This is a genomic window from Paenibacillus sp. MDMC362 (assembly GCF_003269305.1).
In the GTDB taxonomy this organism is placed as follows: domain Bacteria; phylum Bacillota; class Bacilli; order Paenibacillales; family Paenibacillaceae; genus Paenibacillus_AQ.
This window is the reverse complement of the sequence record NZ_QLYT01000051.1, coordinates 18,567-32,625: the sequence shown is the minus strand read 5'-3', so window position 1 is coordinate 32,625 and position 14,059 is coordinate 18,567. Positions and strand designations below refer to the sequence as shown.

The window sequence follows — 14,059 nt, the reverse complement described above, 5'->3', positions numbered from 1 at the left end:
AAAAAAGGAATCTTAGATGATTTATCTAAGATTCCTTCGTTTGCTGCTGTTTCTGACGCTCCAGATAGGCAGCGACCTTCATGCGGTTCCCGCATGTTTTTGGGCTGCACCAGCGCCTGGTGCTATTTTTGCTATTGTCGTAAAAGCGAAGCACGCACGCCGGATTTTCGCATTTTTTCACCAATTTCAGGTCATGGGTAGTTAAAAAATCAACGGCAGATGCGGCGACCGGGGTCAACAGATCCAGCGGCTTGCGAAAAAGCATCCGGCTTTTGCGGCTGTACGCGTTCCCTTCTGCCACAAGCGTTGTGCGAAGGATTTGCTCCTTCAGCAGCCCATTGACATACTGCAGGCTAGCTTCCGTTGAGGTCTCGTTCACGCTTCCCGGCTGAATCAGATTAAAGAGATGGTCGCGGAGCAGCCGGGCGGCTTCCACGATTCCGGCTTCCTCCTCGGAGCCGTTATACACCGCCTTGCGCAGGTTGCGCTCAACCTCGGACAGCAGGTTCGCCTTCACCATCCAATCCAATAAAGAATCGAATGTATCAAGCAAATCCAGGGGTTGTCCATCAACCGCAATCTTGGTATTCACGAAATCCAGCAGGGGATGGTTGCCAATAAAATAAAATTCGGGTGCGATTTTTTTCGGCATGGTTACCGCTCTCCTCAAAACATACGATAAGTATTATTTGTAGCCCATTATATAGTCAATGCTGTATTTACACAAATGGAACGGCATCAAACATTATATTTAAACCTTAAAGTCCTGTGACGGCTTTTGATCTCGGAAACGGCGATGGATCAACCTTTTCCCGTTTGGAATTTTGTACTTGCATCAATGTTGTAAGATGGGTTTGTAAATTGAAGTATTGGAAAACGAAACAATAGGCTTGCGAAGCGAGTTTATTGCGAGGCTTCTCAATGAAGCTAAGCTCCACAAAACTTTTAGGAGGCTGGAATTATGGAAGGAACGATTAAGATCCGTGGTGCCCGGGAGAACAACCTGAAGAATGTCTCGCTTGAAATCCCGAAGTACAAACTGGTTGTCATGACAGGTCCGTCAGGCTCGGGCAAGTCCACGCTCGCAATGGATACGCTGCAGCGGGAGTGCCAGCGGCAGTACATGGAATCCATGGGCATGGTGTCGGACTCGGTCAGCAAGCCGAAGGTGGATTCGATTGAAGGACTATCCCCCTCAATCAGCGTGGGACAGCACATTACGAACCGAAACCCAAGATCCACCATCGGAACGGTGACGGATATCTACACGCTGCTTCGAATTCTGTTTTCTAAGCTTGGTGAACGTACTTGTCCGTCCTGCGGCGATACGGTGATACCTCATGTGGAGGGAGAAGACTATCACGGTCTGGCTGAGGAGGAAGAGATCAGCGATTCTCACGAGACGGTTCATTGTAGGCGATGCGGCCATGGTCTCGAGAAATTGACGATGTCGCATTTTTCCTTTAACAAGCCGGAAGGCGCATGCGAAACGTGCAGCGGACTCGGTCAAACGGTGAGTCTGAACATGGCAGCCGTGTTTCGTCCCGAACTAAGCTTAAGAGACGGCGGGGTGGCAACGTGGTACAGCGCTCTTACCGATTATAACACCAGCATTCTGAAAGCGGCAGCCAAGTATTACGGACTCGCATTCGATGAGTTCATGCCGCTTCGGGACTATGACGAGGTTCAGCGTGACCTCTTGTATTTCGGCGTAGAGAGCGAGCAGTTCAGTCGGCATTTTCCTGACGTCAAGCCGCCGAAGTCCGTAGGACAAGGCAAGTACGAGGGTGTAGTCACCGGGATCTGGAGAAGGTACCGGGAGAAGGGGAGCGAGTCCGGTGAAGCGTCCCTGTTTCATGAGCACCTCTGTCCGGATTGTCACGGAACGAAGCTGAAGGAGGACAGCCGCCGCGTCCGTGTGGATGGAGTCTCCATTAACGAAGTCAACGCCTGGTCGATCGGGGAAGCCTTAAATTGGATGGAGGCGCTGCTGAGGAAGCTGACGGAAGACCAATTAACGATTGTGGAACCGCTCATTCATGATTCCGTTGTCAGACTAAAACGCATTATGGATGTCGGGCTGGGTTACATGTCCATGGAGAGGCAGGTCGTCACGATGTCAGGCGGAGAAGCCCAGAGGCTTCGACTCGCATCGATTCTGGGATCAGGCCTGACAGGGGTACTGTACATTTTGGACGAACCGACAACGGGACTGCATCCCAAAGATACCAGGGGACTGATCCAGGTTCTGAAACAACTGAGGGATCTGGGCAACACGGTGCTCGTCATCGAGCATGACGAAGAAGTGATGCGGGCCGCTGACCATATCATTGATATCGGACCGGGTGCGGGAACGATGGGTGGTACGGTTGTCGGTCAAGGAACGCTGGAAGAGCTTATCCATAACCCCGCGTCCGTGACCGGATCCTACTTCCGGGAGAACACGATGCTTGCGGCACCGAATCGGCGCAGGGCTGGAAATGGAAGCCTGCTGACGATCGAGGATGCCCGTTTAAGAAACCTGAAACATATCACGACCTCTTTCCCGCTCGGCTGTCTCATATCGGTGACAGGCGTATCGGGATCTGGTAAATCCACGCTTTTGTTTGATCTTCTGGCGGAATCCGGAAGCGATCAATCAACTCCAATCGGCTGCAAGGCCATCACGGGTTGGGAATCGGTAGGGCAGCTGATTACGGTTGACCAATCACCGGTATCCCGAATGCAGCGCTCCAACATTGCTACGTATACCGATGTTTACACCCATATCAGAAACTGGTACGCCAGCTTGCCGGCAGCCAAGGAGAGTCAATTGACGGCCAAGCACTTTTCCTTTAATACACAAGGCGGGCGCTGCGAGACATGCCAAGGGCTTGGCGTTGTTTCGGTGCATATGCACTTCCTTCCGGAGCTGGAGGTACGATGTCCGGATTGCAAGGGCAAGCGGTTTAAGGAAGAGGTTCTGCGCGTGACCTATAACGGCTACACCATCTCCGACATTTTGGATATGACGATTGAGGAAAGTCTGTCGATTCTGGAGGATCGGCCGAAAATCATGCAATTGACCCAACTGCTCTGCGACGTCGGACTTGGGTATTTGAAATGGGGGCAATCGGTGAGCACCTTATCCGGCGGTGAGGGACAGCGGATTAAATTGGCCAAGGAATTAAGCAAAAAGACCAAAAACCATACGCTGTATTTGCTGGATGAGCCTTCAACCGGGCTTCACCCTGGTGATGTCCGGCAGCTGCTCGTTCTGTTGAACCGCTTGGTGGACGCGGGGAACACCGTGATTTTGGTTGAACACAATTTGGACCTGATCTGGCATTCGGATTGGATCATCGATATCGGGCCTGGCGGAGGAGCTGCCGGCGGGTCTGTCGTGGCGACAGGAACGCCTGAGGAAGTAGCGGCTGTGGAAGCCTCGTTCACCGGCCGTTTTATCAAAGAAATCTATATGTGACGGCTGGATGCAAAAAGGGAGGAATTCCATATGGAGCAACACGTAGAAGAGAAGGGTAAGGTTACAAAAACCACGATTCGATATTTTATTAAGCTGCTGCGCGCTTCGGGTATTCCGAAGCTGGTGCTCTTTCTGGCCATCTTGCTCAGCTTGGTTGGTGCGGTGACGGGACTGGTCGTCCCGCTCATCACCGGCCAATTAATCGATAACTTTGCGGCAGATTCGTTCAATATTCGCACGGTCGGCTTTCTGGCCGTTCTGTTCCTGCTGGAAGCCATGGCGAGCGGACTTTCCTATTATATGCTTGCCTATGTCGGGAACCAGACGGTGAATAAAATTCGTAAGCGGCTCTGGACCAAGGTGCTGGCATTGCCGGTTCCGTTCTTTGACAAGCACCGCTCGGCAGAAACGATGAGCCGGGTCACTAACGATACGAATGAAGTGAAGACCCTGATCACGGATCATTTGATTGCTTTTTGCTCGAATCTATTGACCGTCTTGGGGGCCGTTGCAATCTTGTTTTACTTGGATTGGCGGATGACCCTCATCATTCTGATTGCCGTTCCGGTCGGGTTCGGCATATTAATGCCCATCGGCGGAAAGATGTACAAAATCTCCATCAGCATGTATGGACAGCTTGCCCAGCTGTCCGCCATGCTGACCCAGGTAATCGGCGAGATTCGCCTGGTGAAAGCCTCCAATGCAGAGCGGAGGGAGGAGAAAAGCGGGTATGACGATATGGACAGCTTATACCGATTCGGCATGAAGGAAGCCAAAATCAACTCGGTTCTGATTCCGTTGATGTCGATGGTCATGGTTGTCCTGCTGGTGGTCATCATCGGATACGGCGGCGTTCGCGTCTCTTCCGGCGCTCTTAGCGCAGGCGAGCTGGTATCGTTTATCCTGCTGTTGTTCCAGATCATGTTTCCATTCAGCCAGTTTGCTACATTCTATTCCCAGCTTCAGAAGGTGATGGCGGCCACCGAGAGATTGCGGCTGATCCTCGAATATGAGCCGGAGAGCGACGATCGTGCGGTGCGTACTGCACCGGATGGGCATCGAGACGTTGAATTTAAAGAGGTGACGTTTGCTTATCATGAAGGCGAGACGATTCTGTCCGAGGTATCTTTTTTGATCCCTGCCAAGAAGGTCACCGCTCTGGTAGGACCCAGCGGCAGCGGCAAAACTACGGTGTTCTCCTTGATTGAGCGGTTCTACTCGCCATCCGGCGGGGAGATTTACTTTGGCTCCGAAGCGATCCGTGATTATACTCTGGAGTCTTGGCGGCGAAAGCTCGGGTATGTGTCCCAGGACAGCCCGCTCATGACCGGAACGATCCGGGACAATATCGTCTATGGACGGGAGGAGCCGGTCTCCGACGAGGAAATTGCCGAAGCGGCGAGACTGGCCTATGCGGAGGGATTTATCGAGGCACTGCCGCGAGGATATGACACGGAGGTTGGGGAGCGAGGCATCCAGTTATCGGGAGGTCAGCGACAACGCGTAGCGATTGCAAGGGCTTTGCTGCGGAAGCCGGACATTCTGCTTTTGGACGAAGCGACGGCAAGCCTCGACAGCGACTCCGAGCACGAGGTACAGAAGGCGCTGAACAATCTAATGGTGGAACGAACGACCGTGGTCATTGCCCACCGGTTATCCACCGTGGTCGAGGCGGATCAGATTATTGTCCTGGAGAAGGGTCACATTACGGGAAGCGGGACGCATGAAGAATTGATTCAAAGCCATCCGTCCTACGTGGAGTGGGCGAAGAAGCAGTTCCAGACCGGGGAATAAGGATGCATGGGGAATTGAAGAGGGAACAACAGTGATCGGCACAATGTTTTGCATACCTTGCAATATGGTGCAATTAGGGCAAGAGGTTTTGTTTCGACCAAGGTCGAATAGAAATAAATAGGAAGCGTAAACCTTGGGATAGACGAGTAGGGTGGAGAGTAGAGTAGAGGAGATGAGCAGAGCATGGCGCAGATCAAAATTTATGGCGTCCGGGAGCGGCTGAACCCGGTCAAGGGGCAGTTGTCGGAAGTGATACATTCATGCGTGGCAGACGTTTTTCAACTTCCGGCAGATAAGAAGTTCCATCGTTTTTTCCCCATGAGCCGCGAGGATTTCTTCTTCCCTGACGGGAGAACGGATCGTTACACGGTGATCGAGATCAGCATATTTGAAGGCCGGACCGTGGAGGCCAAGAAACAGCTGATTCGATTGTTGTTCGAACGAATCGAGCACACGCTGCATATCTCTTCCCAGGATGTGGAGATTACGATAGTCGAAACGCCGCAGCACAACTGGGGAATTCGGGGCCTTCCCGGCGATGAACTGGCTTTAGGGTATAGGGTGAATATTTAGAGCATCAAGGAAGCTTGAAGTGCAGGGACAGTCCATGCGACTGTTCCTGTTTTTTTTTCATTTGGAGCATGCAGGTACTCCCCAACTTCACTCCTTCCATCGCTCTATTATAAGATCTATATCGGCAACCAGTTTGGTCATGATATCGGCTGCATCCGATTCTTGCTTAATGGATTCAAAATGTCCCTGGTACGCTTGAACCACTTGCAATGTATGTCTGATCCGGGCAATATGGTGGTTTAACGCATTTACTGCCGCTTTCGATCTTGTGATGGTTTGACCGGTATTGCAGATCTCGGATACGATATTACCGATCATATGACTGCCGAACTCTGCCTGTCGGGCGGATTCTTCTATTTCTGAACAACGCCGCCAAGATCTTTATGATCTCTGTGTTCTGCCCCGATTGACTGCTTGGGATGATATAAGCATCGTTCATAGATGGCGAGGGATATGGCTAACAAAACAACAGGAACAGCAAACAGCGTGTATAATGCGGGCCGAACTGACTACCATCTCGATAGAGGAGAGTATTCCATGTGTTGCATAGTGTGATCAAATAAATGGAAATTCCGATGTAGCCTATCTATTTGAGGTGAGTTAAATTTTTTCCTCAAATATATATATTTTAGAATGAAAATTTGTTCTACACCCGTTATGTATCGGCATCTCGATTCAAAATTATAGAGGAGGCGTCTGCTTTGACCTTACAGCAGTTAAAATATGCAATTGAGGTAGCCAATCGTGGTTCCATGAACGAGGCGGCCAAACGATTATTTATTTCCCAGCCAAGTCTGTCCAACGCAATCAAGGATCTGGAAGAGGAGCTGCATATTACGATATTCGAGCGGACGAACAAAGGGATATCACTTTCGAAGGAGGGGGCGGAGTTTCTCGGCTATGCGCGGCAGGTGGTCGAGCAGGCAGAGCTTCTGGAAGGGCGTTATCTGAATGCGAAGCCTTCCCCGCAGCATTTTTCGGTGTCCACGCAGCACTACGCCTTTGCGGTTAATGCCTTCGTGAAGCTGGTCCAGGAACACGGACAGGATGAATACGAACTGGCACTAAGAGAGACGAAGACCTACGAAATCATCCAGGACGTCAAAACCCTGCGCAGCGAAATCGGCATTCTGTACCTCAATGAGTTCAATGCCAAGGTGATCAACAAGCTGCTGAAGGATGCAGGACTGCAGTTTAACAGCTTGTTTACGGCGAAGCCGCATATTTTTATCAGCATCAAAAATCCGCTGGCCAAGCAGTCCATTGTGACCATTGACGAGCTTCAGAATTATCCGTATTTGTCATTCGAGCAAGGGGAATACAATTCATTCCACTTCTCGGAGGAAATTCTCAGCACGTTATCCCATAAAAAAAGCATCCGGGTCAATGATCGCGCGACCCTGTTCAATCTGCTCATCGGCTTGAATGGCTATACCATTTCGACCGGGGTGCTGAGCGCTGACCTGAACGGGAACGAGATTATTCCGGTTCCACTCGCCTGCGATGAGACGATTAACGTCGGATGGATCAGCCATAAGAATGCGACCCTGTCCAAGTTGGCTGCCGCTTATGTCGAAGCACTGCATGAAGCGATATCCACTTGATTTTGATGGGGATGGCTTCAGGATATAGCTATCCAGATTTTTATAGAGTTACTGTATAGAGTCGCCCCTTATATCCCCTTGGGTGGTATCGGAAAAGGATTCCGATAACCCTCTCAGGGGATGTTTATTAGCGGTTGGACATGATCTGGTTACGGAATTCCCCCGGCGACATGTTGGTGAACTGCTTGAATACCCGGCATAAGTAATGGACCTCCATTCCCACCTTTCTCCCGATTTCCTCCAGGGTCAAATCGGTGGTCATCAATAGACCCTTTGTTTTCTCGATCCTGACTTTAATAATATACTGCACAGGTGTCATCTTCATTTTGGATTTGAAGAAGCGGATGAAATAGTTGGGATTATAATGGATAAGTCCCGCCAGCTGTTCCACGCTGACGTTATCGTTGATGTGCTCCTCAATATACTGGAATACCGTGTTCAGCTTCTGCATATCGGGCAGCATGGACAGCGAGAGTTGACGATCGGGAACGATGTCAAGATAATGTCGGACAAGCTTCATCAATATTTCGTTCCTTTGCAGCGGGGCGGTCCAAGCGCTGCTCCCATATGCATCGATCAATTCCTTGAATAACTGCTCCATATATGACTCGTCCGGCACATCCAGCACGTGGGGAAGATGAATTAGCTGAAACAAGTTCAGCGTGTCCACCTTGGCGGTAAAATGGCACCAGAACTTCCTGTAGGTGTTGTCACCCACGACAGAGATGGAATGAAGCGATCCAGCTGGCATGAGAACGATTTGCCCGGGGGAGGGATGATACTCTTGTTCGTCGATCTTAATCCAGCCCTCGCCTTCCCGTATAAAATATAGGGCGTTATAGGACGGTCTCATATTAAAAAAACGCCAGTTCTGGGACACTTTATCAACCTTGGCAATGGATAAGCGAAGATTCGCGTTAGCCAGGTAATTCTGAATCAACTTCAGGTGGTTTATATCCATTGGCTGCCCCCTACCGGTTGTGTATTTTGGATACATTGATGTGTTTTTTATGCATTTTAAATCCGAGTGGTATTCATTAAGCTAAATGAGAAATCCCATTCAATGACATAGCAAGGGGGAGGTAATGACATCAAAGCTTAGGACTGATCTGCCATTCGATAAGGATATCAAAGGAAATCGAGGAGGAATCGTTAAGGAATGAAGATGATGAAACGGATTAAGAATTTCGCAGTAATCGGGTCCGTGGTATTAATAATGACCGCATCCATTGCAGTTGCCGAAGCTGCGGAGAGCAGTAAACGGACGGTAAAAGATCCTGCAATGGCGAATGCTGCCGGACCGACCGAACTTCAATCATCCGGATTGGCTGCTCCCTGGTCGGCCGGAACGCCGATAGACGTGCTTAAGAACGATTTCAGCATATTTTATAAGGATTTGCAAGCGATTCCATATTTCGCTGGCGGCGGCGTTGCTGCAGTAGGGGACGCTGCATTCAATATCAATGTACCCGATTACTATATTCCAGCCATCTCGGCAGCCCGTTATGGCAAAGGGCGTATCGTTGTCGCCGGGAGCAAGGCGTATTTCAATCTGTCCGAGTCGGCGGGTGATGCTGCGGGTAAGCTGGCCCGGAATATTTTATGGTGGCTGACGGACGATGCCTCCACAAATCAAGGCCAAGGCAACGACCGTACGAATCGTTATGAAGATGCATTAGAGCAGCCGGGAAAGAAGATTAGACTGATAACGACCTCCGACGAGCTCACGGTTAATCCGGATTTGCCTATTGAGCTTGTGAAAATCGACAGCTGGGATTCCGCAAACCTGAATCCGCAAAAATATGCGGTAGCCCATGTAGACCAGACGATGAAGGATAAGGATCTCGAAGCGCTGGATCAATATTTACGGTTGGGGGGTGCCATCATCGTGGCGGATAACCTGAGCGGTATTGAGGGAATAACGCGCGATACTCCCGAGGAAACCGTGCTTCAGGTCGGCAATTTAAGGGGAGCAAGGCTCAGCCGCGATTTTGCGATTCAAAAGCTGGTTAATCGGGCAGGGTTGACGTTGATGAACAGAGGCTCTGAGTCAAGTGTCGGCGAATCGGCATTGACCTATGATCAAGCCGACGATCATCATATCAGGGCAAGGCTCACGCAAGGCAAGGAAGTGGAAGTGGGGACGCTCACTTATGATCAAATCGATATCGGTCCGCCGGGTACACCCGCGAACAAAAAGCAGGAGCGGCTCTACAATATACTAAACGAGACAATCGAAACGTTAACCAGCGAATCCCCGCTGTATGCTTGGGCAGAATCGGAGGCCGAAAGTCTGCCGCCTGCCGTGTTCCCGATCCAAAAATTCCAGCAGCCCTATACGAATGCGCTGCATAACTTCCGCTTCAGTCATTTTACCTTGGATCCCGCCAACGTGAAATCTCCTTATGCCGACGCATTTCCGGGAATGGTCGGAGAGGAAGCGACCATCGTCAACGACCGGGAAGTCGAGGTCGACTTTGATTTTCCCAATACGATGTACACGCATGCGCTTCCGTCGAAAAACTGGATCAGCACCGGATTGTATGCGCCCCCCGGTAAAGTCATTACGCTTGAAGTGCCGGAAGGCGTGGAACATTTAACGGTTCAAATTGGTTCGCATGACGACGATTTGAGGGGATCCGGCAAGTGGGCTCGTGTTCCGCTTATCGTAAACCATCTGAAGCTGACACCGGGCATCCATCAAGTGAACAGCCCGTATGGCGGTTTCATCTATCTCATTCCGCTAAAGGCGAAGGAGAATTTCCGGGCAACCGTCAAAATCGGCGGAGCGGCGGAAGCCCCGTATTATGTGCTGGGAAAGACTACGCTCGAGGAGTGGGAGAGGATTCGCACGGGACCAGTTGCCGTTCCTTTTGCCGAGTTTCAGGGAGAACGTATTATCCTGACGGTGCCCTCGGATATGATCCGCCAAGTGACCGACCCGGAAGAATTGATGCGGACCTGGGATGAAATCTACGACAGTTATGATGAACTCGTCGGACTTGATCCGGACAGGGCGATGCCTCATACCGCCCATCAATTGAACCGCCGTTACGTCGCTGACGGACAGATCTCTTCCGGGGCGATGCATGCGGGATATCCCATCATGATGCCGTTCAGTTATGCGGCCAACCTGCTGGATGTCGATTATATTAAAACAAGCGCTTGGGGCTTCTGGCATGAACTTGGGCACGAATACCAGCAGAGGACATGGACGTGGGGCGATGTCGGGGAAGTCACCGTAAACCTGTTCTCTCTATACACCCAAGAGAAGTACGGCAATACCTCCGAACTGCTGAAAGTCGGGAATGACGGCAAGGATTACTACGATCGGGGGATCGCATTCGTAGAGAACAATGACCCGGCCAAAAAATACGGCCAAATCGGCAATTATAAAAGACTGGTGATGTTCAAGCAGCTTCAGCTTGCTTACGGCTGGGAATTCTATACCCGGATATTCGAGAAATACCGCGAATTATCTCGGGACGAAATTCAAGGCACGGTGGATACTTTTGCCGTCATAGCTTCTCAAACGGCGGGGGAGGACCTGACTGAATTTTTCGACAAATGGGCAATAGGTCTGACGGAAGACGGAAAAGGAAGGATTGCCTCATTGAATTTGCCTGAGCCGCAAACCCATATTTGGACGTTAAGAGAATAATCATGAAGAAGCCATGCTTTCTTGGTTTAGGAAGCATGGCTTTTTTATTTATGCAATATAGCATATTTTTGTACATGATATTGCATACAAGTGACTTTTTGCATACAATGGAATGGTAAATGATATGTACGTTTAGATACTTCGGATCCACGGGAGGAATTTCATATGTCCAGTCAATCGTTAAGCGCTTTCTTACAGGATAATCTAACAGAACTCAAGCAGCAAGGACTCTATAATACGATCCAGCCTCTTGAAAGTCCGAATGGTCCGCTTATTACCATTCAGGGTCGTGAATTCGTGAATTTATCTTCCAACAACTATCTGGGACTGGCGAATGATGAGCGATTGAAAGAAGCGGCAATCCGGGCTACGGCCGATTTCGGGACCGGCAGCGGTGCCGTTCGCTCCATTAACGGAACGCTTACACTTCATGTAGAGCTGGAGGAGAAGCTTGCTCAGTTCAAGGGAACCGAAGCGGTGCTGACTTATCAGTCCGGTTTCAATTGCAATATGGCGGCGATCTCGGCGGTGATGGGTGCCGGGGATGCGATTTTGTCGGATGAGCTGAACCATGCGTCCATTATTGACGGCTGCCGATTGACCAAGGCGAAGGTTATCCGTTTTAACCATTCGGACATGGATGATTTGCGTTCGAAAGCGCAAGAAGCGAGAGAATCCGGTTTATATAACAAAATTATGGTCATCACTGACGGCGTGTTCTCAATGGACGGCGATATTGCGAAGCTCCCCGAAATCGTGGAGATCGCCGAGACCTATGATCTGATCACTTATGTGGACGATGCGCATGGCTCAGGTGTTCTTGGCGACGGAGCAGGCACCGTGAAGCATTTTGGATTGTCGGAGCGAGTGGATATCCAGATCGGCACGCTGTCCAAAGCGGTTGGCGTTGTCGGCGGGTATGTTGCCGGATCACGGGATCTGGTCGATTGGCTCAAGGTCCGCAGCCGGCCGTTCCTGTTCTCCACGGCGCTCCCTCCAGGTACCGTGGCCGCTTGCATTACCGCCATCGACATTCTGCAGAACAGCAAAGACCTGCAAATGAAGCTGTGGGAGAACACCCGTTATCTGCAGGAAGGCCTTAAGCGTCTTGGCTATTCCGTCGGCCGTACGGAAACGCCGATTACGCCTTGCATTATTGGAGATGAAGCAACCACCCAGAAATTCAGCACCCGATTGTATGAAGAAGGCGTGTATGCCAAATCGATCGTGTTCCCGACGGTGCCAAAAGGCACGGGAAGAGTTCGGAACATGCCTACAGCCATGCATACGAAGGAGATGCTGGACCGCGCACTTTCCGCATATGAAACCATCGGACGCGAGCTGGGTCTGATCTAATAAGGGGGCACAAGTGATGAAACGAATTATGGTAACCGGTGCGCTCGGGCAGATTGGCTCAGACCTGGTGGCGAAATTGCGGCAGGTTTATGGCGAAGAAGCTGTTCTTGCAACGGACATTCGCCAAATCCATCATGAGACGATGCAATCAGGACCGTTCCGAACACTGGATGTAACCGACCACCAAGCTTTCCATGAAGCAGCTAAAGAACACCGCGCGGATACGATTATCCATCTTGCAGCCCTGCTGTCCGCCAAGGCAGAATCCAATCCCGCACTGGCTTGGAACTTGAACATGGGCGGTTTGTTAAGCGGGCTCGAGACGGCACGGGCATTATCCTGCCAGTTCTTTACACCGAGCTCTATCGCAGCATTCGGGGCAGACACTCCGAAAAGAGCAACGCCGCAAGACACGCTGCAGCGCCCGTTAACGATGTATGGAGTCAGCAAGGTTTCCGGCGAGCTGTTGTGTGACTACTATTACCATAAATTCGGAGTGGATACTCGCGGATTGCGCTTTCCAGGGCTGATTTCCCACTCCGCGCCTCCAGGCGGGGGAACGACGGATTATGCGGTTGAGATGTATGTAGACGCCATCCGCAGCGGCAGCTATACTTCCTATATTGATAAAGGGACCTACCTTGACATGATGTACATGCCGGATGCGATCTCCGCAATCATTGCATTGATGGAAGCGGATCCGGCTAAGCTGAAGCACCGTAATGCCTTTAATGTCACGGCGATGAGCGTCGACCCTGAGGGGATTGCGGCCAGCATCCGCCGCCATATACCGGATTTCAGCCTTGACTATGACGTGGATCCCGTCCGTCAAGCGATTGCAAACGAATGGCCGGATTCTATCGACGCAACTGCGGCACGCGAAGAATGGGGATTTGATGTACAATATGATTTGAACCATATGACCGATGATATGGTGTCAAAGCTTATGGAGAAGCCGCAAGCGGATCAGAGCAAGATCAGTTAACGGCTTCGCTTCAGAAGGAGGATATGGTTACACTTGGAACCCATTCATAAAAAAGTAGGGAGAAATCTGCAAGCTATCCGTAAATCACGGGGCCTCAGCCTCGATAACGTAGCCGAGTTGACCGGCGTAAGCAAAGCCATGCTGGGACAGATCGAGCGGGGGGATTCCAACCCGACGATTTCGGTATTGTGGCGCATCGTCAGCGGCCTCGGCATTTCATTCACCACGCTGATCGAAGAGGCGGAAACCGAAGTAACCGTGGTATCCCCGGAGGACGTGGAGCCTTTTCACGAGGCCGAAGGCGCGTATCGGGTATACCCTTTGTTCTCCTACAACCTGCGCACCAAATTCGAGTCCTATATGGTCATCATGGATCCCGGCTGTGACCATGGTTCAGAAGCGCATAATGATGGAGTGGAGGAATATATTTTTGTGCATCAGGGAGAGCTGGAGCTGTGGCGCGAAGACGAAAGCTACACCGTTCCTGCCGGAAGCTCTGTGCATTTCTCCGCTAACCGGCCTCATCGGTACGTTAACCCTGGGAATGAAACCACGAAATTTTACACGATTATATTCTATGCGGATGCCGCAGCCAGAGGATGATCTTGATAAACAGCTGCACT

At 50.8% G+C, this 14,059-nt stretch carries 11 protein-coding genes; 8 read left to right on the top strand and 3 right to left on the bottom strand.

All coding sequences use genetic code 11. The annotated features are described in order from the left end of the window. Nucleotides 1-25 precede the first annotated feature (25 nt). The gene (locus DP091_RS23780) at nt 26-652 is read right to left on the bottom strand and encodes a CGNR zinc finger domain-containing protein (protein WP_113060576.1); all 627 of its coding nucleotides are present in this window, start codon (nt 650-652) and stop codon (nt 26-28) included. Between the two features lie 309 nt (nt 653-961). Between DP091_RS23780 and uvrA the strand changes: the two genes are divergently transcribed. The 3 genes from uvrA (at nt 962) to DP091_RS23765 (ending at nt 5,830) form a co-directional block, all read left to right on the top strand. Beyond that, complete coding sequence (uvrA, locus tag DP091_RS23775) at nt 962-3,463, top strand: excinuclease ABC subunit UvrA (protein ID WP_113060575.1); 2,502 nt, start codon at nt 962-964, stop codon at nt 3,461-3,463. 30 nt (nt 3,464-3,493) lie between these two features. Further along, nucleotides 3,494-5,257: an ABC transporter ATP-binding protein gene (locus DP091_RS23770; RefSeq protein ID WP_113060574.1), complete on the top strand. Its 1,764-nt coding sequence runs from the start codon at nt 3,494-3,496 to the stop codon at nt 5,255-5,257. Nucleotides 5,258-5,440: 183 nt separating this feature from the next. Further along, nucleotides 5,441-5,830 (top strand): tautomerase family protein, encoded by a 390-nt coding sequence (locus DP091_RS23765; RefSeq protein WP_113060573.1) that lies wholly within the window; start codon nt 5,441-5,443, stop codon nt 5,828-5,830. An 87-nt stretch (nt 5,831-5,917) separates the two neighbouring features. Here the strand turns inward: DP091_RS23765 and DP091_RS23760 are convergent, their stop codons facing one another. Then, a complete protein-coding gene (locus DP091_RS23760; protein WP_113060572.1) occupies nt 5,918-6,148 on the bottom strand; it encodes a hypothetical protein in 231 nt (76 codons plus the stop codon). Between the two features lie 383 nt (nt 6,149-6,531). Here DP091_RS23760 and DP091_RS23755 point away from each other — a divergent pair, with 383 nt between their 5' ends. Further along, nucleotides 6,532-7,434, top strand: coding sequence for a LysR family transcriptional regulator (locus DP091_RS23755; protein WP_113060571.1), 903 nt, complete (start codon nt 6,532-6,534; stop codon nt 7,432-7,434). A gap of 127 nt (nt 7,435-7,561) precedes the next feature. Here DP091_RS23755 and DP091_RS23750 read toward each other — a convergent pair whose 3' ends face one another. Next, complete coding sequence (locus tag DP091_RS23750) at nt 7,562-8,395, bottom strand: helix-turn-helix transcriptional regulator (RefSeq protein WP_181469909.1); 834 nt, start codon at nt 8,393-8,395, stop codon at nt 7,562-7,564. A 198-nt stretch (nt 8,396-8,593) separates the two neighbouring features. Here DP091_RS23750 and DP091_RS23745 point away from each other — a divergent pair, with 198 nt between their 5' ends. From DP091_RS23745 to DP091_RS23730, 4 genes are all read left to right on the top strand, one after another. Beyond that, nucleotides 8,594-11,095, top strand: a complete 2,502-nt coding sequence (locus tag DP091_RS23745; RefSeq protein ID WP_113060569.1) for a M60 family metallopeptidase — start codon at nt 8,594-8,596, stop codon at nt 11,093-11,095. A 165-nt stretch (nt 11,096-11,260) separates the two neighbouring features. Beyond that, complete coding sequence (locus DP091_RS23740; protein WP_113060568.1) at nt 11,261-12,451, top strand: glycine C-acetyltransferase; 1,191 nt, start codon at nt 11,261-11,263, stop codon at nt 12,449-12,451. Nucleotides 12,452-12,467: 16 nt separating this feature from the next. Beyond that, nucleotides 12,468-13,436, top strand: a complete 969-nt coding sequence (locus tag DP091_RS23735) for an NAD-dependent epimerase/dehydratase family protein (protein WP_113060567.1) — start codon at nt 12,468-12,470, stop codon at nt 13,434-13,436. Nucleotides 13,437-13,469: 33 nt separating this feature from the next. Continuing rightward, on the top strand, nt 13,470-14,039 hold the full coding sequence (locus DP091_RS23730) for a helix-turn-helix domain-containing protein (protein WP_036660138.1): 570 nt from the start codon (nt 13,470-13,472) through the stop codon (nt 14,037-14,039). Nucleotides 14,040-14,059 lie beyond the last annotated feature (20 nt).

Excerpts from the sequence above, each read along its gene's own strand:
- DP091_RS23740 (WP_113060568.1), top strand. The coding sequence starts at position 11,261 with ATGTCCAGTCAATCGTTAAGCGCTTTCTTACAGGATAATCTAACAGAA.
- DP091_RS23760 (WP_113060572.1), bottom strand. The coding sequence starts at position 6,148 with ATGATCGGTAATATCGTATCCGAGATCTGCAATACCGGTCAAACCATC.
- DP091_RS23745 (WP_113060569.1), top strand. The coding sequence starts at position 8,594 with ATGAAGATGATGAAACGGATTAAGAATTTCGCAGTAATCGGGTCCGTG.
- DP091_RS23770 (WP_113060574.1), top strand. The coding sequence starts at position 3,494 with ATGGAGCAACACGTAGAAGAGAAGGGTAAGGTTACAAAAACCACGATT.
- DP091_RS23735 (WP_113060567.1), top strand. The coding sequence starts at position 12,468 with ATGAAACGAATTATGGTAACCGGTGCGCTCGGGCAGATTGGCTCAGAC.
- DP091_RS23780 (WP_113060576.1), bottom strand. The coding sequence starts at position 652 with ATGCCGAAAAAAATCGCACCCGAATTTTATTTTATTGGCAACCATCCC.
- DP091_RS23750 (WP_181469909.1), bottom strand. The coding sequence starts at position 8,395 with ATGGATATAAACCACCTGAAGTTGATTCAGAATTACCTGGCTAACGCG.
- DP091_RS23765 (WP_113060573.1), top strand. The coding sequence starts at position 5,441 with ATGGCGCAGATCAAAATTTATGGCGTCCGGGAGCGGCTGAACCCGGTC.
- uvrA (WP_113060575.1), top strand. The coding sequence starts at position 962 with ATGGAAGGAACGATTAAGATCCGTGGTGCCCGGGAGAACAACCTGAAG.